This is a genomic window from Massilia pinisoli (genome assembly GCF_024753285.1).
Lineage (GTDB): Bacteria > Pseudomonadota > Gammaproteobacteria > Burkholderiales > Burkholderiaceae_D > Telluria > Telluria pinisoli.
Genome location: NZ_JANUGW010000004.1, coordinates 379,576 through 401,732 on the forward strand (window position 1 = coordinate 379,576; position 22,157 = coordinate 401,732).

The window sequence follows — 22,157 nt, forward strand, 5'->3', positions numbered from 1 at the left end:
TTTGAGGCGCATTTTCTTAAAGCAAGTAAATAGTATAAATTATTTACTTGGTTGACGCGAGCCCTTGGAGGGCGAAAAGGTGCTTTATGGGAGCAAATGAACGCTGTCGCGACCAACGAACTGCCGCGATTCGTTAGCGTAGCATCTGGCGTAGGTTTTTCTATCTTTCCCGTTTGCTTACTCGAGAATACACCCATGCATCATAGGAGAGAAGGTGCTCTTGCCCGGCTTCACACCCTGCGGATTGATAGCCGTATGTTTTTCGGCCGATGGCTGTGCAGCAATGGTATTCGCCGTGGCGGCGTGAACTTCGTGTGGGACAGTCATAATTCAGAAAAGTATCGGCCGGGCAGGGCGCCAACCAGGACAAGGCCGTCGTTGTACCGCTAAGGCCAGCGGATGGAAGGGCATGGAATTCAGCCAACGTGGTCTAATATGCTCGTGTTCCTTCGCCGCGTGCCCGTACATGTTCCTTTCTTCCGACCTCCGACCCGCATGCCGGGCTCTGTCCCTTGCCCTGCTGTTGGCCACGCCGGTTGGCAGCCATGCCGCACGCCCCGAGGAGGAGATGCAGGTCAAGGTGACCCGGCAGGGTGATGTCGTCACCGCTCATGCGCAGTTTGCGGTGCCGGTCAGCGCCCGGCAGGCATATGCCGTCCTGACGGACTATGACCATATGACCGAATTCCTGGCCGACCTGGACGAGAGCCGCATTCTATCGCGTACGGAAGACAGCATGCTGGTCCGGCAGGCGGGCAAGGTGCGATTCGGCTGGTTCAGCATCCCGTTCGACTACGTGAGACGTGTCGAGCTTTTTCCAGGCACGAGACTCGTTTCGCATGTCGTGTCGGGTAGTGTCAAGCAGGGCGATGTCACGACATCCCTGCAGGCGTTGAATGGACAAACAGTCGTCACCTACGACAGCAAGGCGACCATGGGGTACTGGCTACCGTTCGGGATCGGCGATGCGGCCATCGCATCCCGTATTCGAAAGGATCTGGAAAGCCTGCGTTTGGAAATGCTGCGCCGTAAACAATCTGCCGGTGCCGGTGACTAACGCCGAATGCTCGATCCGGCGCCGACGGTCTTGTCAGGCATGCTAAAGCGCACCGTCACCAACAGCCCACGCCCTGTCGGCCCGTCGTCAAGTGCCACGGTGGCTCGATGCGCATTGGCGACGCTGCGTACGATCGACAGGCCCAGCCCACTGCCCCATTCGGCATGCCCCGCGCCCCGGTAGAACCGATCGAACACCCGGTTGCGCTCCGCAGGCGCGATGCCGATGCCGTCGTCGGCCACCTGCAGCACGATCTCCCGCTCGGTTTGCGCGACGGTCACGTCGATGCGGCCGCCGGGCGCCGTGTAGCGCAACGCATTGTCGAGCAGGTTGCCGATCAGGATACGCAGACCATCGGCGTTACCGGGCAGGCACGGACCATCGAGATCCGCCTCGGCCTCGACGATGCCCAGGTCGATGTTCTTCGCGCTGGCCTGGTCGTAGCGCTCCCCGATGCAGGCACGCGCCACTTCCAGCAGATTGACCGGTACCTGGGCCGCCTCTCCAGCGCCGCCTTCCTGCCGCGCCGCAGTGAGCAACTGCTGCACCAGATGGATGGCGCGATCGAGGCGCTGATGCAGCTTGGTGAAGGCGGCTGCGCGCTGTTCGTCGTCACCAGCGCGCTCCGCCAGTTGCAACTGCAGCTGCAGGGCGGTCAGCGGCGTACGGAGCTCATGCGCCGCGTCCGCCACGAAGGTCCGCTGGCTATGCAGTGCATGGTCGAGCCGCAGCAGCAGGTCGTCCATTGCCGCGACGACGGGCCTGAGCTCGGGCGGCTCGTCCCGCTCGGCGAGTGGCTGGAGGTCGCTCGGCGACCGGCGGCCCAGTGCTTGCGCGAGCCGCGTCAAGGGTTTCAGGCTGCGCCCCACCACGGCATAGATCAGCACCCCCAGTATCGGCAGCATGACCAGGAACGGGAGCAGCGAGCGCAACGCCAGCCGCGCCGCGAGTTCTTCACGCGCCGACACGGATTGCGCCACCTGTACCCGGTCGCCGCCGCGCTCGGCGAGATACACGCGCCACGTATCGTCGTTGCCGGTCAGTGTCGCGTAGCCGGGCCGCGCCGCGGCAGGCAGGACGTGCGCGGTGGTCGAGACGTAACCGAGCCGCCCGGACCTGTCCCAGACCTGGATCATCACCTCCTCCTCGGGATCGCCATGTTGGTGCCGCGCCGGCAAGCCGGCGTGCGTGGTCGGCAGCGTCGTCGCCATCTGGCGCAGCTGGTAGTCGAACAGTTCGTTGGACTCTTCCAGGACCTTGAAGTAGATGGCGCCACCGGCCACGAGCGTGCAGGCCAGGGTCCCGCCCAAAAGGCCGAGCAGCAGCTGGCTGCGGATTGTCCTCATGAGGTCCTCATGCGGGCCTCACGAAGCCAGCGGCGCCAAATAACCCACGCCGCGCACGTTCCTGATGAAATCCGCGCCGAGCTTCTTGCGCAGGCGGTGCACGTAGACGTCGACGGTATTGCTCTCGACTTCTTCGTTCCAGCCGTACAGCTTCTGTTCCAGCAATGCCTTCGACATGACGCGTCCGGGCGGGTCGAGCAACGCGGCCAGCAGCGCGAACTCGCGCGCCGACAACGGTAACGGTTTCCCATCGAGCAGGGCCTCGTGCGCGGTCAGGCGCAAGGTCACGCCGCGGTGCACGATGTCGGGTTGCGCGCGGCCGGCGCCGCGCCTGAGCAGCGCGCGCACCCGCGCGAACAACTCTTCCAGGTCGAACGGTTTGACCAGGTAATCGTCGGCACCGCCGTCCAGTCCCCGTACGCGGTCGGCGGTGCTGTCCCGCGCCGTGATGATCAGGACCGGTGCCTGGCCGCCGCGGGCGCGGTACTGGCGCAGTACTTCGAGGCCGTCTCGGCCCGGTAGGCCGAGGTCGAGCAACAACAGGTCGTAGACGTCCGTCACCAGCGCCAGCTGGGCGGCCCCGCTGTCCTGCACCCAGTCGAGCGCATAGCGTTCCGCGCGCAGGCCTTCGGCGATGCTGTCGCCGATCATCGGGTCGTCCTCGATCAGCAGCAGGCGCATGGGTGGTTGTCGCGGGAGCGTGAATTTGTCATGGGACACCTCGGAAATCGCGCCGCCAGCTTACCGCAAACCGTGCGCTCATGGGCCGACCACGACCATGATGAACGTCTTGTCGACGACGGTCGGCAGGAACACCCGATGGCTCGCCGGATCGAACGCCATCGTGCGCGCGCCCTTCGCGGTCGGCACCTCGACCGCCGGCGCGTAACGGTCGGCGTCCAGCTGGCGCACCACGCTCAGCGTGCCCGCGCCATTGGAGGACAACACCGTGGCGGTGCCGGCATCGTAGTATGCCGCGTCCGGATGGTCGCCGATCGCGATGCGCGCCACCACCTTGCCGCTCGCGCTGTCGGTGACCATCATCGCGCGGTTGCCGCATACCGAGAACAGCCGCGCGTGCGCGCTGTCCAGCGCCAGTCCGCTCGGTTCGTCGCAGCCGGCCAGCGGCCAGTGCGCGAGCACGCGGTCCGTGCCGGCGTCGATGGCAACGATCTCGTTCTTGTCCTCGATGTTCACGTAGACGCGCTTGCCGTCGGTGACCGCGAACTCCGGCCTGCCGCCGACGGGAATCGTGGCAAGTGGCTTGCCGCTGGCGGCGTCGAACACGCTCACGTCCTGGCTCTTGCCGTTGAACGTGTACAGCTTGCGGGTGGCGGAGTCGTACAGGATGGCGTCCGGGTTGGCGCCCGCTACCTTCCAATCGCCCTTGATCTTCAGCGTATCAAGATCGAATACGGTGACGGTATTCGCGCGGCCGTTGCTGGTGAAGCCGAGCTTGAGATCCTGTGCAAATGCCACGCCGTGCACGCCCGCCGTATCCGGGATCTCGCCGACCGGCTTGCCGCTGGCGGCGTCGAGCACCTGCACCCGGTCGCCACGCGTGACGAACAGGCGGTTGCGCTGCGTGTCGATGGCGGCATAGTCCCAGCGCGTCGCCGGGCCGAGGTCCCAGCGCTGCTGCACGGTGTAATGGACGGGCTCCGCGGCGGCGGCCGAGGACAGGCAGGCCGCCAACGCGGCGCCGGCGAAGAACGGTTTGATCAGGACAGGTTTCACGGTTTCTCCTTATGAAGGACAACGTCAGGCTTCGTCGGCGCCGGACGAGCGTCCGCGCATCAGGTGGAACAGGACCGGCATCAGCAGCAGCACGAGCGGCAACTGCACGACCAGTCCGGAAATGATGGCGATCGCCAGCGGCTGCTGCATCTCGGCGCCGCGCCCGAGCGCGAACGCGAGCGGCAGCAAGGTCAGGATCGCGGCCAGCGTCGTCATCGCGATCGGCCGCATGCGGTTCAATCCCGCTTCCAGCAAGGCCTGCTCGCGAGGACGGTCGGCGACCAGCTCCTGCTGCTCCGAGTAGTAAAAGATCGCGACCTCCGTGGCCATGCCGATGATCATGGTCATGCCCATCATGGCCGAGATGTTCAGCTCGATGTGGGTCAGCCACAGGCCGATGAACACGGCCGACACGGCCAGTAGCGCGGTGACGAGGATCGACAGCGCCAGCCGGAAGCTCTCGTACATGAACAGCAGCAGCAGGAACACGAGCGCGCTGGCGGCGGCGAACACCGCCATCAGGCCATGGAAGGCGATCTGCTGCTGCTCGTACAGGCCACCCAGCTGGTAATAGCTGTCGGCAGGCAGCGTGCGCGGCTGGGCCATCATTTTCTGGACATCGGCGATCACGGAGCCGAGGTCGCGCCCGCTGATGCGTGCGGTGACGGCCACCATGCGCTTGAGGTTCTCGCGGGTGATCTGCGCCTGGCCGGTGACCGCATGGATCCCGGCCACGCGCTGCAGCGGGAACACGTGGCCGTCCGGCGCGACCACGCGCAGCTGGCGCAGATCGGTCTCGGTGGTGCGCTGGTTCTGCGGTACCCAGATGCGCACGTCGACCATCTTGACGCCCCCTGGCACGTGCGTCGCGACGGTGCCTGAGAGGACGCTGGACACATAGCGCGTGATGGCGTCGGCGTCCATGCCCTCGAGTGCCGCCCGCGCCGGATCGACGCGGATGTCGAGCGCGTCGCCGGCCGGGTTGATGCCATCCTTGACGTCGACCACGCCGTCGATCTTGGAGAGGCGCGCCGCCACCGCCCGCGCGCTCGCGGCCAGCGTGCCTGGACGGTCGCCGAAGATCTTGATTTCGACCGGCTGCGGCACGGCGGTCAAATCGCCGATCAGGTCTTCCATCAGCTGGGCCATCTCGACCTCGACGCCCGGCACCTGGTGCTCGATGCGGCCGCGGATATCGTCCATCACCTGGTCCACCGGACGCCGTCCCGACGGTTTCAGACGCACGAAGAAGTCGCCCTGGTTGGCTTCGTTCAGGCCGCCGCCCAGGCCGGCGCCGGTGCGGCGCGAATAGGTGGCGACGTCGGGGGTCGCGCGGATGATGCCTTCGACCTGGCGCAGCAGGCGGTCGGTCTCGGTCAGCGCGGTGCCGGGCGGCGCGCGGTAGTCGAGCACGAAGCCGCCTTCGTCCATGGCCGGCATGAAGCCGGAACCGACCGCGCGGTAGGCGGCAACACCGGCCAGCAGCAGCGGCAGGACGCCGATCAAGAGCAGCCAGGGCCGCGCCAGCAGCGCACCGAACACGCGCCGGTAGTGCCCGTGCAGCCAGCGCACAAGGCGCGAATCGGGTGCGTGCTCGGCGTCCTTCGCATTCAGGAAGCGGTCGGCCAGCAGCGGCACCGCCAGCCAGCTGACCAGGAAGGAGATGAACAGCGCCGCCGCCATCGTCAGCGACAGCGCCTTGAAGAACGCGCCGGTCACGCCGGAGAGGAAAGCCAGGGGCACGAAGATCACCAGCGTCGACGCGCTGGAACCGGCCAGCGGACGCAGGAATTCCAGCGCGGCGGCCATCACGCGCTTGTGCACCTCGCCTTCGCCGCCCTGGAGACGTCGCATGATGTGCTCGATCATCACGATCGCATCGTCGATGATCAGGCCGACCGCGGCCGCCATGCCGCCCAGGGTCATGATGTTGAAGCTCATGCCGAGCACGTACAGCAGCACGACGGTACTGGCCAGCACGGCCGGCACGACGACGATCGCGATCAGCGTGACCTTCAGGTTACGCAGGAACAGCAGCAGGACGGCCGCCGACAGGCCGATGCCGATCAGGACGGCGTCGCGCACGCTGGCCGCCGACGCCGTCACCAGTTCGCTCTGGTCGTACCAGCTGGCGATCTGCACGCCTGGCGGCAGTTGCTTGCGCAGGCCGTCCAGGCGCGCCTTGATGTCCTGCGCGATCTGCACGCTGTTGCTGCCCGGCTGCTGGTAGACGGAGAACAGCACGGCGTCGCGGCCGTCGGCGGTCACGCGGGTCCAGTTCGGGGCCGTGCTGGCATCGACGCCGGCGACGTCGGCGAGCCGCACCATGCCGCCCGCGGGGTTGCGCAGCACCAGTGCGCGTAGCCGCGCGAGGGAATCGAGGCGGGTGTCCGACACTGCGAGATACAGCTTGTAGTGGTCTTCCAGGCGGCCGACCGCGCTGATCACGTTCGCCGCCGACACGGCCTTCGCCACGTCGTCCAGCGCCAGGCCGACCGCCGCGAGGCGCGCCGGATCGACCGTCACGCGGTATTCCTCGATCGCGCCACCCTGCACCTGCACGCGCGCCACGCCATCCACGCTCGACAGCGCGGGACGCAACGTGAACTCGGCCAGGTCGTGCAGTGCAACCTCGGACATCGTGCTCGAAACCAGGCTGTAGGCGATGATCGGGAACACGGTCGGGTCCATGCGCCGCACGAGCACCTGCGTCGCCGCCGGCAGCGTGCCCTGCACCTGGGCGATGGCGGCGTTCACCTGCAGCGCGGCGGCCGCCATGTCGAGGCCCCAGTCGAAGGTGATCGAGACTTCGGCCGAACCCCGGCTCGTGGTCGAGCGCACGTTGCGCATACCCGGCACCCGGCGCACCGCTTCCTCGACCGGCCGCGTGACCAGCATTTCCATCTGTTCGGCCGGCTGGTCGCCCGCATCGATCGAGACAACCACGCGCGGAAAGTCCACGGTCGGGAACAACGATACCGGCAGGCGGAACGCCGCGACGAGGCCCGCCAACGCCAGCAGCGCGAGCAGGAACAGAATCGAGCGCCGGTGCGCCTGGGTCCACCCGGCCAGCGTCATTGCTTCGCCTCGCGTACCGGCATGCCGTCGTGCAGCTCGTAGTTGCCGAGCACGACGACCTGTTGCGCCGGGTCGATCGGACCGTCCACGCCATAGGTCCGCGCCGTCTCGCCCAGCACGTTCACGGCGACGCGACGCGCATGGCCGCCCGCGACCTGGAACAGGTAGCTGCCCTGGTCGTCGCTCAGCACGGCCTGGCGGGGGACGCTCCAGGCGTTACCTTCGCCAAGCGTGATCGTCGCCTCCACGCGCGTCCCGACCACAAGGCCCGCAGCCGCGCTCGCCGGCAGGTCCACGATCGCGGTCACCATCTGGCTCTTCGGATCGATCACGCCATCGACAGTCGCGACGTGCGCCGTGATCGGTGCGGCACCGTCCAGCAGCGGCTTGAGCGTGACCGCCATGCCCGGTTTCACGGCCGCGCTGCGGGCCGGCTCGATCGCCAGCAGTGCGCGCGGGTGGCCGGTGGGACCAAGCTGTGCGACCGGTGCACCGGCGGCGACACGTTCGCCCTGCGCGACAGGCAATGCGGTCACGACCGCGTCGAAAGGCGCCGTCAGCGTCATGCTCGCATGGGCCCCGCCCAGTTTCGCCTGCGCCGCCAGCGCAGCCTGGCTGTCCTCCAGCTGCTTGCGCGCGGCATCGACCTGGGACTGCGTGGCCAGCTGCAGGCCAGCGAGTTCCTGCTGGCGCTTCAGTTCGCGTTGGGCGAAGCCGACCGCGTTCGCTGCCTGCGCATAGGCGGCGGTGGTATTCGGATCGGTACCGATTACCGCGACGGTATCGCCGCGGCGCAGGCGCTGCCCCGGCACCAGCGGCAAGCGGAGCAGCTGGCCGGGTTGTGGAAAGCTGAGCGATTCCGGCTTGCCCGCTGCAATGTCGCCGAAGGTGTCCAGGGTCCGGGGCATGCTCTGGCGGGCCACCTGCTGCACGCGAACCAGCGCGCTGGGCTCTCCCGCCTTTTCCGGCGCGGCATCGGCGGTGCCGGCCCCGGCGTGCCAATGCCATGCGGCCGCGGCACCCACGGCCACGACGAGGGCGCCGATCACGAGAATGGATGTCTTCATGGTTGGGGATGTTCCGTCGAGGATGCATCGGGGACGATCCCGAGCAAGGTTTGCAGCGCGACGCGCTGTTCGGCGATCTGCTGCTGCAGGGTGATCTGCTCGGCCTGCTTGGCCAGCAGCGCTGCGCGCGCATTCGCGTACGCGAGCGCATCGATCAACCCGGCGCGCGCCGCCAGCTCACTGCGTTGGATGGCCGGCTCCAGCCGGGCCAGCGCGGTATCGATGCGTTCCAGCTGCGCGCGGTCGAGGCGCTGCTGATCGAGGACGGCGCGGATCTCGTTACGCGCCGCCTGGACGCGCACCTGGTATTCGTCGTGCAGTTTCTGGCGCGTGGCCTGCTCGATGGCGATGTTGCCGCGGTTGCGGTTCAGCAAGGGCAGCGACAGCGTGATGCCCAGGCTGTTCGAATACACGTTGCTGTTGTCGCGCGAGCGGGTCAGACCCACGTTCAGTGAAGGAAACTGGGCCAGCAGCGCCGCGCGGTAACGCTGGTCCTGTGCCGTGTAGCCTGCGACCAGGGCGCGCAGATCGGGACGGCGCCGGGGAAGGTCGGTCAGCGCGCCGTCCGCCGCACCCTCGTCCGCGAACGCGGGCGGCGTGCCGTCCTGGAGGCGCAGATCGAAGCGGGCGTCCAGGCCGAGCAAGGTGTTCAGGTCATGCGCAGTCTGGCTCAGCTGGCGCTGCAGGTCGTGGATTTGTTTATCGATGTCCTGCAGCGCCGTGAGATTGGGCAGCACGGCGTCGCTGGTGAGCAGGCCGCGCTGCTGCGCTTGTTCCGTGCGCGTGGCGCGGTCGGCGAACAGCGCCCGGTTCGCGTCCAGCACGGCCAGCAGGCGCCGGCCATGGGTCAACCGGACGAACGCCAGCCGCGCCTGCGAGGCGACCTGCCATTCCTGCCACAGCAGCGCCAGGTCGGTCTTCTGGACGTCGGCCTGGGCGGCGCGGCGGCCGGCGGCGTGATTGATCAACGCGCCGACGTCGTAGTTGAGGCCAAAACTGAAAGCGCGTGTGCCGCCGCCGCTATTCGACAAATCGCCGGCCAGCGCCAACTGCGGGTCGGGCAGCAGGCCGGCGGCGAACGCCTGGGCACGCGACACGGCAAGATCGTCGCGCGCCAGTTTCAGATCGGGATTGTTCACCACGGCCAGCGTCGCGACCTCGATCTCGTCGAGGCCGTCGCGCGGATCGAAGCGGTGCGCAGCCAATACGGGAAACGGCAGGCTGCGCGTGTCGACCTGGATCTGGGCAGGATGCCCGGGCGGCTCGGGGACAGGCTCGAGCGGCAGCGGCCGGTACGTCGCACAGCCGGCTAGTGCCAGACAACACATACACGAAAGGAATTGGTAGACCATCGTAGCGGGGCACACGTGACATTGTTTACCAGCTTACCAATCGGACAATGAATGGACCATTAAAGGACTGTTGCATTCACTGGTCGACCTGCAGCGCAAGCTCGTCTTTGTCGCTAATGACGACGGGACGGACGCCCACCGTCGTGGCGGCGCGCCACTGTTCGCCGTACGTGGGCCGCTCAATACCATGCCGCGCGAGCGCACGGTCACGCATGATCCCGCGACACACAACTTGTATCTTGAATCGCCTGAGGTCGCCCCGACGTGACGACGTCCGGTTCGAAGGGCCGGTCCGCCCTGAAACAGGTTTGTTCACCGAGGTCACGGTGAACAGGCGACGAAATGCGCACGTATCCCTGCGCTACGTTGCCCGCTTGAAGACCAGAGTGGCGTTTGTTCCACCGAACGCGAATGAATTGCTGATCGCGGCATGGAGTGCCGGCGCAGCGTGGCCGGGCTCGCGAACCAGTGCGACGTTGCAATCGGCATCTTGCCTGTCACAATGCATATTGGGCGGAATGGCCCCACGGTACACCGCCAATATGGTGACGATGGCTTCGAGCGCACCCGCGGCACCCAGCAGGTGGCCATGCATGGATTTCGTCGAGCTCACGGCCAGCTTGCCGATCGCTTCGCCCCACACGCGTTCGAGCGCGGTGCACTCCACGACGTCGCCGATCCGCGTGGCGGTGCCATGTGCATTGCAGTAGCCGATATCGCCGGGAGTCAGACCGCTGTTACGCAAAGCAGCCTTCAGAGCGCTGATCTGGCCATCGGTGTCCGGTTTCGTAAGGTGCGTCGCGTCGCACGACACGCCGCTGCCGGCGAATTCAGCGTAAATGCGTGCGCCGCGGGCGAGTGCGTCGTCATACGGCTCGAGCACGACGAACGCCGCCCCTTCGCCGAGGACGAGGCCGGTACGGTCGACACTGAAGGGACGACACGCCCGCCCTGGTTCGTCATCGAGCCGTGCCAGCGTCTGCAAGGCGTGCCAGGCACGGATCGCGCCCGGTACCAGCAGCGCTTCACTCCCGCCGGCAAGCGCGCAGTCGATCTCGCCATATGCGACTGCCTTTGCGGCTTCTGCAAGCGCCACGGCAGATGACGCACAGGCGATGGAGTAGGTGTACACCGGACCGTGTACTTTTTCACGCATGGCAACGTGTGCCGCCGGCGCGTTCGGCATGAACGCAGGCACCGACAAGGGAGGCACGCGTCCGGACTCGTGATGACTGCGGAACGACTCTTCGACTGCCGTGGCGCCGCCCATGCCGGTACCGACGTAGACGCCTGTCGACGCGTCGAACGTATCGATGCCGGCGTCATCGCGGGCCATTTGTGCGGCCGCGACGGCGATCTGGCTGACTCGGTCCACGCCCGCCAGTTGCAGCCGCGTAAACCAGCGCGTGACGTCGAACGGTGCCCGCGCAACGGCAGCCGCCGGCGCGCCGTCCTCATCCCACACGGAGACTGCCGAGCGGCCCGCGAGCAGTGCGTCGAACACACCCAGCGGCGAGTCGCCATGGGGCGAGATCAACCCGAGACCCGTGATCGCGACCCGGCGCTTCATGCTTGTTGGGATAATCGCAGTTCGTCGATCGCCGCTGAAAGTTCTGCTAGCGTATTGATGTTTTCCGGCCGGTCCGGAAACTTGATATCGAATTCTTCCTCGATCGTGAACAGCAGCTCGGCCAGCGCCAGCGAGTCCAATCCGTACTCGGACAAAGGCAGGTCGGGCTGAAGCGATGTCTTGTCGATGTCGAACTTGTCGTGCAGCAACTGCGTGAGTTGTTCTAAAGTGTTCATAGTCACATTGGAAGAGATGCTATAACGAGACGGTTCCGCGCACATCCTCCGAGTGGACGAGTGCCCGATTCTCCTGCGGGACAACGACGGCGTCTGCCGAGAGCCGCCGGCAAAATCGGTCGAGCAGCATAGGGATTTGCTGACGGTCATTGTCGATCGTGATCATGTGGTAACTGTTTTCCAGGACGACCAGTTCCTTGTCGGTTTGCGGTAGCGCGTCGAAGAGGCGAACGACACTGTCGAGGCTGGTAATTTCGTCCTCGCGCGCATGGATCATTAATATCGGACAGGTCAGTTCGTGCAAGCGCGCCCGGACGTCTTTCATCATGCGCTCGGCCTCGCGCAATGCGCGTAGCGGTACGCGGGCGGGGCCTGCGGCCGATTGGTTCCGTTCATGCAGTTCTCGCGCGATCCACTCGCGGATCCGCTCGTTCTTTACGCCGTACGGCTCCTGCTCGGCCACGAAGAAAAAACGGTCCAGCCCAGTCCAATAGCCGATATGGCGCAGGTAACGAAGGGGCGAAACGCCCCATCCATCGAAGTCGAAACTGGGCGACATCAACACCAGTCCCGCGACCCGCCGGGGCACCTGGAGCGCCACCGCGGCAGCGAGAACACCACCCATGCAAAGCCCGCCGAGTATTACGGGACCATCGTCCGATACATGTGCATTGATGACGTCGCTGCCTGCGGCACGCCAGCGACGCCAATCGGGCGCATTGTCGCTGGCGAGTGTGTAGCTCGGAACCGTTACGGCTTCGTACGGCAGACCTTTGCTACGTATGGCATGCGCGATCAGCCCGAACTCTTGCGGCGACGACATCAGCCCGTGGAACAAGAGGATTTTTGCAAGCGAAGGATTGTGGGGAGATCTCATGCAATGCAGCCAAGCTCATACTTTATTAGCGAGATGCCAACATTCTGCGTACAGTATCGCAGATCACATCGCCCATGAAGTACGTAAAGATCATCATTATCATTACATTTTTGTAATGTCACAATCCGTATCGGGTACGCGCCGCTTCAGATGCCGGCCTAGATTTCCAGCACCGTTTCCCGAGGTGACCGAACGTCGCTGAAAAGCGCATGTGTCCGTTCGGCGATAGAAACGAGACCCGGTGGACGGCACACGTGCGGCAAAAGGGGACATCGGCGAACGAGTACCCTGGCGCTTCGGTGTTTTCCGTCAGCGTATAGAGTCAAGCTTGGGCCGGCGCGGACCCAAGCGTTTCGATAGGGCTAACGATCAATGCTTGCGGCGGCGAACGGTGCAGGCGTGACCTGCACCGCGCGTCTTGTCGATCCCGCGCCGTACGACGACGTTCCGCCGGATGAAGACCTACATGCCCATTTCAACGAACTGAGGTGGCTTCCACTTCAGGAGTTTGTTTTCGACAGCCGTCAACAAGTATTCTGCTCCCAGCGCCACGACGGCCAGGACAATCATGGCCGCGAACACGCCGGCGGCATTAAACGTGCCCTGTGCCGTCGAGATCAACAGGCCGATGCCGTGACGGGCGCCCAAGAATTCGCCGACGACTGCGCCGACCAGCGCAAAACCGAAGCTGACGTGCAGGCTGGCCAGGATCCAGCTCAGCGCCGACGGCAGGACGACCGAAGTGGTCACCTGACGCGCGTTGGCACCCAAAATGTAGGCGTTCGCGATCATGTTGCGGTCCGCTTCGCGCACACCCTGGAAGGCGTTCCCGAACACCACGAAGAACACCATGACGACGGCCAGTGCTACCTTCGAGCCCATGCCGAGGCCGAACATGATGATGAAGATCGAACCGAGCACGACGCGTGGTATCGCATTGGCCACTTTGATGTAGACGCTGAAGACGTCCGCCGCGAGCTTGTTGCGTCCCAGGGCGATGCCGAAGACGATGCCAAGCACGCTGCCGATGAGGAAGCCGAGCGCCGTTTCTTCCATCGTTACGAGCAGTTCGCTCCACAGCGGGCCCTGTCCTGTCCCTTCGGTCAGCCACGTGACCAGTTGCTGGTAGATAGCACTCGGTTGGGAGAAGAAGAACGGGTCGAGCCAGCCGATCCGGACGGACATTTCCCAGGCCGCGATGACGGCCAGCGCAAGGCCGGTCCGCAACCCGATCACCAGGCGCCGGTAATTCTGTGCGCGCCGCAACGCCAATCGTTCCTCCGTGCTGGGGACCGTCGGCGTCATCGTGGATATTGTCGTGTTCATGGTATGCCCTGTTAAATAGTGACTTCGGCCTTGAGGTCGGCCCAGATCTGCCGGGACAGCTCGATGAACTCGGCGGTATAGCGCGCCTCGGCGGCGCGTGGACGCGGCAGCGGAATGTCGTACACGCTCTTGACGGAACCAGGTCCTTTGGTGAGCACGACCACTCGGTCGGCCAGCGTGATTGCCTCGTCGATGTCATGTGTCACGAAGACGACCGATGCCTTGCGCTCCGACCACAGGCCGAGCAGTTCTTCCTGCATCATGGCGCGCGTCTGCACGTCCAGCGCTGAAAACGGCTCGTCCATCAAAAGGATGGCCGGTTCGTTGATAAAGGTCTGCGCCAACGCCACGCGTTTGCGCATGCCGCCCGACAGCTGGTGCGGGTAATGGTGTTCGAAGCCGGCCAGGCCGACCCTGTGCACCCAGTCGGCCGCCTTGTCGCGCGCTGCGCTCGGGTCGAGGCCACGGAAAATCGGGCCGCTCGCCACGTTGTCGAGCACGTTTTTCCAGGGGAAGACTGCATCGGCCTGGAAGACGAACCCGATTCTCGGGTCGATGCCGGTGACGGGCTTGCCGAACACCTTTACCGAACCGGAGGAGGGTGGGTTCAGTCCAGTGATCATGCCGAGCGTGGTCGACTTGCCGCAGCCGGTCGGACCGACAATGGCGCAGAATTCGCCCTCTCTCACCTGCAGACTGAAATCACGCAGGGCCAACGTGACCTTGCCCTCGGGGCTGACAAATTTGCGGCTGACGTTACTGAGTTCGATTGCGGGGGCATTCATTACTTGGCTGCTTTCACGAATTCCGTCGTATAGGTGCTGGACAGGTTGATCGTCTTGCCCTCCACGGCCTTGTCGAAGGTGGCGAGAACCTTCAGGACGGTCGCCGGGCCCTCGGCCGGCATCACGCCGTCTGGCGTGAACATCTGCTTGCCCGACTCGAGCGCGTCGATGTACAGCTGCTTGTTGCCCGCATAGTATTCTGGCGGGAGTTTCTCGGCGATCTCTTTGGCGCTGTGCGTGTTGATGTAGCGGAGCGTCTTGACGAAGGCTGTCACGATCTTCTGGACCTGCTCCTTGTGGCTGTTGACCCACGAGGTCTGCATGTACAGCGACGCGGCGGGATACGGACCGCCCAGCGCTGCCACCGTGCTCTTCAGGCTGCGCAAGTCGACCAGTACGCTTGCCGCATTCGTCGAGACCAGGCGCGCGATGGTCGGCTCGGTGGTCATGCCCGCGTCGATCTTGCCCTGTCCCATGGCGGCGATGAAGGTCGAGCCGGCGCCCACCGGCAACGTCGTGAACTCGCTGTACTTGACGCCGGCGCGCGCGGCCAGGTACTGGGTCAGGAAATTCGTCGACGAGCCGAGGCCCGTCACACCCAGCGTCTTGCCCTTGAAGTCGGCAGGCGACTTGATGCGCGCGGACGCGGCCTTCGATACGAGGATGACTTCGCCGGGGGCCTGGCTGAACTGCACCACCGATTCCACCATCTTGCCGCGGGCCTGGAGATCGATCGTGTGGTCGTAGAAACCGACGACGCCCTGGGCCGCGCCGGACAGCATTTCGGTCTCGGCGTTGACGCCGGCCGGTTCGCTGAGCAGTTCGATGTCCAGCCCGGTCTCCTTCAGGTAGCCGAGCTGCTCGGCCAGCTTGGCCGGCAGGTAGATCTGCTTTTCCATGCCGCCGACCATGATGGTGATTTTCTCCGCGGCGGATGCTTGCCCGGCCAGCAATGCGAATGTAATGGCAGCCAAGGTTTTGTATGGAACGTTCATGTTGTCTCCTTATTGGTTATTGTCGTGGCCGGGCAGCGCGCCGTATGCCGGCGCTGCCCGCCCGGCCCGTCTACATTACTGCTGCCTGCTCAGAAACGGAAGCGCAAGCCGGTGGCGAGTTCAAACTGGGAGTCGGCGCCATGCGCCTGCGCGGCCTTGTAGCTGCCGTCCGTGCTGAGGTAGTCCGATGCGAGGTACAGTTCGGTGCGCTTGTCGAAGTGATAGAACACTGAGCCATACACCGTCTTGCGCTTGCCGGTTGCAGTCGCTTTGGCGCCCGACGTGTCGGCATAGGCATTCAGGACGAAGCCGCCACCGTTGACGGCTGCGTTGGTCGCGTTCATTGTCTGCCAGCCCAGCTCATAGTCGAAGTGACCGCCCGGCGCGAACTTTGCGGAAATCGTGTACGCGTTGTCGTGGCGGTCGCCGAGGGCCGCCGGCTGTTCAGCCGTGTAGTGGACATAGCCGGCATTCATGCGCACCATGCCGATCTTGTAGTTGCCGCCGACCGAGTAGGACGTGTGCGTGAAGTCGTTGACGACAGCCGTGTTGTAGAAGCCTGATACGTTGAGGTCGCCGCCGTTGTAGGCCAGCGCGATCGACTTCGTGGTGCCCTCGCGATTGTTACCGGGTTCGCCGCCCACTTGGTAACCCAGGCCCGCCATCAGTTTGCCGTAGCTCTTCTTCCACACGATGCCCTTGTCGTAGCGGGTGCCGGTGGCGCTGCCCGAGTAGAAAATAAATTGCTTGAAGTTGTTGTTGTTGGTGTAGCCGCCCTCGTCATAGGTGACGCCGGCGCTGCCGTAGGCGTCGCCGTAGATCTTCGAGAATTCGCGTGCGAGCGTGTTCTGGCGGCCAAAGGTCAGTTTACCCAACGTCGGGCTTTCCAGGCCCAGCCAGGCATCCCGGTTAAAGAGGACGCCAGGGGTGTCCATGTTCCCGGTAGGGAGTTCGTATTCGCTCTCGAGCTTGAAGATTGCCTTGAGGCCGCCGGTATCGGGCAACAGGTGTTCGCCCTCGAGACCCCAGCGGTTGCCGCTGAACCAGGCAACCGACATGTCGTTCTGGGTGTGGCCGGCGGCGTCGGCATTGGTCTTGCGGCTCATGCTCAGGTCAATCAAGCCGTACAGGCGCACGACGTCGCCGCCACGACGGTACACCAACCCACCGGAGCCTGCGGAGCTGGCCCCCAGGGGATCGATCTGACGGCCGGTCTCGTCGCTCGACGTCGCGGGACCGGTCGCGGCCGTGCGATTGGCCGCGGCGCTGTCGGCTGCAGGGTGGGCGTCGTGCGCGGCCATGGCTTGCTGCACCTGAGCCAGTGCCTGTTGCGCCTGCGCGGCCGCAAGCTGCGCGTCGGCAGCCGCCTTCTGCGCCTTCGCCAGCGCGTCCTGCAACTCCTGCACGGATTGGGTCTGTGCCTGCGCGGCCGCGCTCAGCGTGCCGAAAACGGCGATTGCCATCAGCTTTTTCATACGGGTCTCCATCGTTTTTATGTGTGGGGTGGCTGTAGCCATGTCGTTTCAGGCATACGGAACCCACTATAGGAATGGCAACCCTACTAAATGCCTACAATCAACTGTCTATCCAAAAATTAATCTTCAGGACTTGCCGCACGCGACCGTAAGGCACATGATTATCGAAATGAAACTCTTACTTACCGAAGATAATCGTGACTTGTCGGGCTGGCTGACCCGGTTGCTGAACCAGTCCGGGTATGCAGTCGAACAGGCGTTCAGCGGTGAGGAGGCCGACCTCTTGCTCCGTACGCAGACCTACGATGCGATTCTGCTCGACCTGACCCTGCCGCAGCTGAGCGGACAGACATTGCTGCGCCGGCTGCGCAGTCAGGACAACGGGGTACCTGTACTGATCATCAGCGCACAGGATTCGCTGCAATGCATCGTCGAGCACTTGAACCTCGGCGCGGACGACTACCTCGCGAAGCCGTTCGACATCCAGGAGCTGGAGGCACGTTTGCGCTCGCTGTTGCGACGCTCCAGCGGCAAGGCGAACCCGCTGGTCAGTTGCGGCAATCTTCATTACGACAGCAATTCGAAGATCTTCCGCGTCCGTGACCAGCTGTTGCAACTGACTCCGCGCGAGCACGCGGTGCTTGAGGCCCTGCTGCGCAAGGTGGGCAAGACGGTCTCCAAGCAGGACCTCGCCGACAGCCTGGTCATATTGAACGACATGGTCACGCCGAAGGCGCTCGAGGTCTACATCGTCCGCCTGCGCAAGAAACTGGAAGACAGCGGGGTCGCCATCATCACCTTGCGCGGGCTGGGCTATATGTTGAGTGCAATCGAGGCCTGAGACGATGCACAGCCTCAAATCGCGTCTTGCGGCATGGGTGTTCTTGCCGATGCTGGTCTGCTCGGCAATCGACCTGGTGGTCACTTATCGCAGCGCTGACCGTGTTGCGACGGAAGTTCAGCGCCAATTGCTGAAAGGATCGGCGCGAATCATCGCCGAACAGATGGCAGCCGACGGCGGCGCCAGTAACGGCGCACCGCCGGCCGCATTTGAATTGTTCGCCGACGAAAACCAGGATCGGGTGTTCTACGCGGTGCGCAGGGCGGATGGCCGTCTGCTCGATGGAGACGCTGCGCTCACTTCGTCGCAGTCGCCCGGCCAGGGCGACCAGGAGACCTATTTCAAAAGCCGTGTGCGGGGCGAACCCGTCCGCGTGGTCGCCTACGGTCAAGACCTGCGCGATGGCGGCCACATCACAGTCGAGGTGGCGCAGACGATGCGGGGGCACGCGGCGCTGCGGAAACGGCTGTTCTTGATGACCGCGCGCGAGCACCTCATACTGCTTGCGCTCGTACTCGCGGCACTGGCCGTCGCATTCCGCTGGCTGCTGCGCCCCTTGATGCAATTCAGCGAACGTGTCGCTGAACGCCAGCCGGGCTCACTCGAACAACTGGACGCGGACGCGGTGCCGCGCGAGTTGCTGCCCGTAATTGGTGCGTTGAACGGCTACGTCGTAAGATTGGATCAGACTCTGTCCGCCTACGAGCGGTTCGTCGCCAGCACCGCGCATCACCTGCGCACGTCATTCGCCATTTTGACCTCGCAGCTGAACTACGGCATGCGTGACGAGCGGATTACGCCCGAGCAGAAGGCCCTGCTTGCCGCCATGCAGAACACGACGGTCCAGGGCACGAAGGTGATCAACCAACTGCTGATCCTGGCCAGCATCGAGCAGGGCCGCCCGCATGGTGCCCGCGAGCAGGCTTCCTCATACAGTGTACTGAGCGAGATCGTCACCTCAGTGATCGAGGAGCTTGCGCCGTTGGCCCAGCGTTGCAACATCGAGCTTGGCCTGGATGCGTCCGATGCCGGGCTTGTCCTGGCGGCGCCGTCCCATCTTGTACGCGAGGTCACGTTCAACCTGATCGACAACGCCATCAAACACATGGACGGGCCAGGCTCGGTCAGCGTGCGAATCCAGCGCGCCGGTAATTGCGCTCTGCTGCGCATCGTCGATACGGGGCCTGGTATCGCGCCGCCGCATTTGGATCGTGTGTTCGAACGTTTCTACCGCGCGAATCCTGACAAGCCGAACAGCTTCGGGTTGGGGTTGTCGATCGTCAAGGAGATCTGTGACTCACTGAACGGAGAGATCCGAATGGGGGCAGGGGACCAGGCTAGAGGATTGCAGGTCGACGTCAAGCTCCCGCTGGCCGTCGTAGGCGTACCAGCGGAATTGCAGGCGCTGAGTCACCCAGATTTGCGTGAATGCTCGTGAGTGAAATTGTGAACATTCGTATCGTAAAGTTAAAGAGTTACTTATGCCTAACCTCGAAAGCAACCTGAAGCGACATATGCGGGAGATATGGATCGCACGCGCCGCAATCGTTGTCACGGCGGCGCTCAATGCGTTTCTCATCAATGATCTGACCGCATTTCCATGGTGGCTTGCGTCCGTGGTCGAACTGGCCTTGCTCGTTCCGCTGTCGGTGGCGACCGCATGGATGCATACCCAGATGCTGCGCGCGACGAGCCAGCATCACTGGACCCTGATTCATCATCGGCGCCGGAAAATTCGTCAGGCTGCAATCGTACTGACGATAATTATTACACTCATCAATTTTCAGTCGCTGTTTGGCGTACTGAAGGCTCTACTTTACGGTGCGAGAGGAACCACTGGACAGAGCCTTCTGATCGACGCGTTGAACATCTGGCTGACAAACATCGTCGTATTTGCCTTGTGGTTCTGGAATATGGACCGCGGCGGTCCGGCAGCACGTGACTTGATCAAACAACCGGTCGCTGATTTGATGTTCCCTCAAATGAATGCGGATTGCCCAGGGCACGAGACATGGACACCGGGCTTTTTCGATTACGTCTTTGTGTCGTTCACGAATGCGACGGCGTTTTCGCCGACCGATACGCTGCCGCTGAGTGTGCGCGCCAAGTTGTTATTTATGGTGGAAGCGTTTGCGTCCTTGCTCACAGTTGGCTTAGTGGCGGCGCGAGCCGTAAACATCTTGTCTTAGCGCCCGGCGTACCGTTAATGTGCGGCAGGCGCATGTCAACTGACGTTAATCGGTCAGGAAGTGCCTGCCGCCTTCCCGACCTTTGGCATCGTCTTTTTGATGGTCTGCTTGCGTTGTGCGCACCATTTTTTGCGGACGTGATTCGACGGATCAGCGCTTCGTTCATGGTGTTGTACTTGTCGTGAAACGTCAGCAGCAGACCCATTAGGCTGCGCGAACGGTGCAGGAGGACTTGGCCGCGCGACTTCAGCACGTGCGTTGAGCGGAATTCGGCATTGGGTGTACCGTAGCCGTAGTCGATCAACCGGAAGGTGAAATTGGCCAGTACGTCCAACACCGCCAGATGCATTGCACTCATGCCTACCGATAAGCGCATGTATTTCTGCTGACCGACGATTTTGTGGACGTGCCACACGCGCGGTGAACGCGAGCCAAGAACGACTGCAACATCCTCGTTACCGCAGCGGATCACATAGGACAGCAGGAGGCCATGACGAGCCAGTTTTTCAAAGCGTAGTCGCTCGGTGTCACGCGCCACCGCCGGGGAGGGGCAAACGGCATCCATCGCGTTGAGCAGGTGCGTGACGTCATCGGGTGTCTCGATGCGCAGAACCTGCAGCGGCCCTGCCGCTCCCGTCAATAGGCAGACTTGGCACGAAAGGTTATAGCGCTTCTTCGCGCTGAATTTCTGCAGATAAGCGTCGACGCTCTCTGGCATCGGCTGTGTATGGCATGGACGCCATCCATTCAAAATATAGGCCGATACGCCAGCGCAACGTGTAAGCGTAGTGCTCATTTCTTCCGGCATCGCTTGCATGTACAGCACGTCGCACTTCGCATAACGTGCAAATAATTGTTTCATGACGAATTCGGCGAGCCGTTCATCAGTCGGAGCCAGCAGTGGCACGCTCCCGAGGATCTGACAGGCGCGTAGCGCCCGCTTGAACAGCGATACCGGGCCGAAGCGAAAGTCGAGGTCGCATCCGAGCGTACGGACCGGAACGAAGCCGACGATGGCGTAATCACCTCTGCGGCGGATGACGAAAAGTTCATAGCTCGCTTCCTGCCCCTGATCTATATCGATCAGGTAGTTGAAGAATTGAGGGGATTGGTACAACGTTTCCGGACCGGTTGCCCCGTCCAACATCCGGTACCATGCTTGGCCATATTCATCGATACCTTCGCAATTATGCAGATCAAGTGAAGGCCATCGTATATTGACGCGTCCGGGCGAGATAGGAAGCTTGCAAAAAATGTAATCTCGCGACTTGAACGCCGATGAATCGAAAATGAACCGCCGCTTGGGAATCGAACGCGTACGCGCCACTGCAGGTGCCGGTCCGGTTGGCAGACTGTCAGTGGCGCAGATACATTCAGAAGAGACCAGGCAACACAGCCGTACCTTCGGACGTCACGGAATTCAGCAAGCCGGGGTCGAGGCCCAGCGCCTTCACAATCGTGGGCGCGACTTGCGTAGTAACTACCGTGCTACCGATCGTCTGTTTCGACAGCGTCGGGAACGACACGAGCAGAGCGACGTTCGAATCGTTCGGTGCCGCCCCTCCGTGCTCGGCATCTTTTTTTGCGGATTTCGAATAGATCACCCCGGCGTTTGGCTGGACCATGATGTCCGGCGTCCGGCCCTTGGCCGGATCGCCGAAGCGGCCGTCCGCCTTCAGGTCGATCACGCCGCTGCCGGGATCCGTGCCGGCGCAGATTCCCGGATTCGTCTGTCCGGCAACGATGATCTTCGACGTCGGGTCCACGATCGGGCAGCCAAGGTTGGCCTTGAGCGCCGCGATGGCTGAGGCGCGTGCTGCGTCGCTTTGGTCGTTGAGCCAGATGAAGCCGACATCGTCTTCTGTGAACTGCCCTGTACCCAGGAAGTTGCCAGTGACGGCATCGGTACCAGAACCGATATTGCTGTTCGCCCCGAGATTGGCCGCGGCCAGCGTAGAGCCGACCGTATCGCCGATCTTGCGCAGCGCCGAACGGTCGACTGGCGTCTGCCCGTGCTTGGCGCTAATAATGATCAGGGTGCTGCCAAGGAGGCTCTGTTTATTGAGTTCGGCCTTAATCTGTCCGATCTCGCCGTCCAGGAAGGCAATGGCGTCGGCCGTCAGCGCATTGGGCGTGAAGTTGGCATCCTTGTAGCCGCCCCCGTTTGCATTGAGTGCTTTCTGGGCAACGCTGAGGGTCTGGTAGTTTGTGCCGAACAATGTTGGT

The 22,157-nt window shown here is 63.5% G+C and carries 20 protein-coding genes; 4 read left to right on the top strand and 16 right to left on the bottom strand.

The window, feature by feature from the left end:
- Positions 1 to 409 precede the first annotated feature (409 nt).
- Positions 410 to 1,057, top strand: a complete 648-nt coding sequence (locus NX784_RS08060) for an SRPBCC family protein (RefSeq protein WP_258816133.1) — start codon at positions 410 to 412, stop codon at positions 1,055 to 1,057.
- Here the strand turns inward: NX784_RS08060 and NX784_RS08065 are convergent.
- From NX784_RS08065 to NX784_RS08130, 14 genes are all read right to left on the bottom strand, one after another.
- Complete coding sequence (locus tag NX784_RS08065) at positions 1,054 to 2,403, bottom strand: ATP-binding protein (RefSeq protein WP_258816134.1); 1,350 nt, start codon at positions 2,401 to 2,403, stop codon at positions 1,054 to 1,056. The two genes, NX784_RS08060 and NX784_RS08065, sit on opposite strands and share 4 nt — an antisense overlap.
- 18 nt (positions 2,404 to 2,421) lie before the next feature.
- Positions 2,422 to 3,084: a response regulator gene (locus NX784_RS08070; RefSeq protein WP_258816135.1), complete on the bottom strand. Its 663-nt coding sequence runs from the start codon at positions 3,082 to 3,084 to the stop codon at positions 2,422 to 2,424.
- A 78-nt stretch (positions 3,085 to 3,162) separates the two neighbouring features.
- The gene (locus NX784_RS08075) at positions 3,163 to 4,140 is read right to left on the bottom strand and encodes a hypothetical protein (protein WP_258816136.1); all 978 of its coding nucleotides are present in this window, start codon (positions 4,138 to 4,140) and stop codon (positions 3,163 to 3,165) included.
- A 24-nt stretch (positions 4,141 to 4,164) separates the two neighbouring features.
- Entirely contained in the window at positions 4,165 to 7,218 is a 3,054-nt protein-coding gene (locus NX784_RS08080) for an efflux RND transporter permease subunit (protein ID WP_258816137.1), read from the bottom strand.
- Positions 7,215 to 8,285, bottom strand: a complete 1,071-nt coding sequence (locus NX784_RS08085; RefSeq protein ID WP_258816138.1) for an efflux RND transporter periplasmic adaptor subunit — start codon at positions 8,283 to 8,285, stop codon at positions 7,215 to 7,217. The genes NX784_RS08080 and NX784_RS08085 overlap by 4 nt, the downstream gene beginning before the upstream one ends.
- Positions 8,282 to 9,613, bottom strand: coding sequence for a TolC family protein (locus tag NX784_RS08090; protein ID WP_258816139.1), 1,332 nt, complete (start codon positions 9,611 to 9,613; stop codon positions 8,282 to 8,284). The genes NX784_RS08085 and NX784_RS08090 overlap by 4 nt, the downstream gene beginning before the upstream one ends.
- A 100-nt stretch (positions 9,614 to 9,713) precedes the next feature.
- Positions 9,714 to 9,851, bottom strand: coding sequence for a hypothetical protein (locus tag NX784_RS08095; RefSeq protein ID WP_258816140.1), 138 nt, complete (start codon positions 9,849 to 9,851; stop codon positions 9,714 to 9,716).
- A gap of 147 nt (positions 9,852 to 9,998) precedes the next feature.
- Positions 9,999 to 11,207: a beta-ketoacyl-[acyl-carrier-protein] synthase family protein gene (locus NX784_RS08100; protein WP_258816141.1), complete on the bottom strand. Its 1,209-nt coding sequence runs from the start codon at positions 11,205 to 11,207 to the stop codon at positions 9,999 to 10,001.
- On the bottom strand, positions 11,204 to 11,443 hold the full coding sequence (locus NX784_RS08105) for an acyl carrier protein (protein ID WP_258816142.1): 240 nt from the start codon (positions 11,441 to 11,443) through the stop codon (positions 11,204 to 11,206). The genes NX784_RS08100 and NX784_RS08105 overlap by 4 nt, the downstream gene beginning before the upstream one ends.
- Before the next feature lie 19 nt (positions 11,444 to 11,462).
- Entirely contained in the window at positions 11,463 to 12,320 is an 858-nt protein-coding gene (locus tag NX784_RS08110) for an alpha/beta hydrolase (protein ID WP_258816143.1), read from the bottom strand.
- 462 nt (positions 12,321 to 12,782) lie between these two features.
- On the bottom strand, positions 12,783 to 13,646 hold the full coding sequence (locus tag NX784_RS08115) for an ABC transporter permease (protein ID WP_258816144.1): 864 nt from the start codon (positions 13,644 to 13,646) through the stop codon (positions 12,783 to 12,785).
- Between the two features lie 11 nt (positions 13,647 to 13,657).
- Complete coding sequence (locus NX784_RS08120) at positions 13,658 to 14,431, bottom strand: ABC transporter ATP-binding protein (protein WP_258816145.1); 774 nt, start codon at positions 14,429 to 14,431, stop codon at positions 13,658 to 13,660.
- Positions 14,431 to 15,426, bottom strand: a complete 996-nt coding sequence (locus NX784_RS08125; RefSeq protein WP_258816146.1) for an ABC transporter substrate-binding protein — start codon at positions 15,424 to 15,426, stop codon at positions 14,431 to 14,433. Before NX784_RS08125 ends, NX784_RS08120 begins: the two co-directional genes overlap by 1 nt.
- 89 nt (positions 15,427 to 15,515) lie before the next feature.
- A complete protein-coding gene (locus NX784_RS08130; protein ID WP_258816147.1) occupies positions 15,516 to 16,901 on the bottom strand; it encodes a porin in 1,386 nt (461 codons plus the stop codon).
- A 157-nt stretch (positions 16,902 to 17,058) separates the two neighbouring features.
- Here NX784_RS08130 and NX784_RS08135 point away from each other — a divergent pair, with 157 nt between their 5' ends.
- The 3 genes from NX784_RS08135 to NX784_RS08145 are packed head-to-tail and all read left to right on the top strand — an operon-like array spanning position 17,059 to position 19,931.
- Entirely contained in the window at positions 17,059 to 17,742 is a 684-nt protein-coding gene (locus tag NX784_RS08135; protein WP_258816148.1) for a response regulator, read from the top strand.
- Between the two features lie 4 nt (positions 17,743 to 17,746).
- Entirely contained in the window at positions 17,747 to 19,180 is a 1,434-nt protein-coding gene (locus NX784_RS08140; RefSeq protein ID WP_258816149.1) for a sensor histidine kinase, read from the top strand.
- 43 nt (positions 19,181 to 19,223) lie between these two features.
- Positions 19,224 to 19,931 carry a hypothetical protein gene (locus tag NX784_RS08145; protein ID WP_258816150.1) on the top strand — a complete coding sequence of 236 codons (708 nt, stop codon included), beginning with the start codon at positions 19,224 to 19,226 and terminating at the stop codon, positions 19,929 to 19,931.
- Here the strand turns inward: NX784_RS08145 and NX784_RS08150 are convergent.
- Entirely contained in the window at positions 19,885 to 21,048 is a 1,164-nt protein-coding gene (locus NX784_RS08150; RefSeq protein WP_258816151.1) for a GNAT family N-acetyltransferase, read from the bottom strand. The genes NX784_RS08145 and NX784_RS08150 overlap by 47 nt on opposite strands.
- A gap of 256 nt (positions 21,049 to 21,304) precedes the next feature.
- Positions 21,305 to 22,157 (bottom strand): alkaline phosphatase family protein (locus tag NX784_RS08155; RefSeq protein WP_258816152.1); only part of this gene is annotated, 853 nt, incomplete at its 5' end.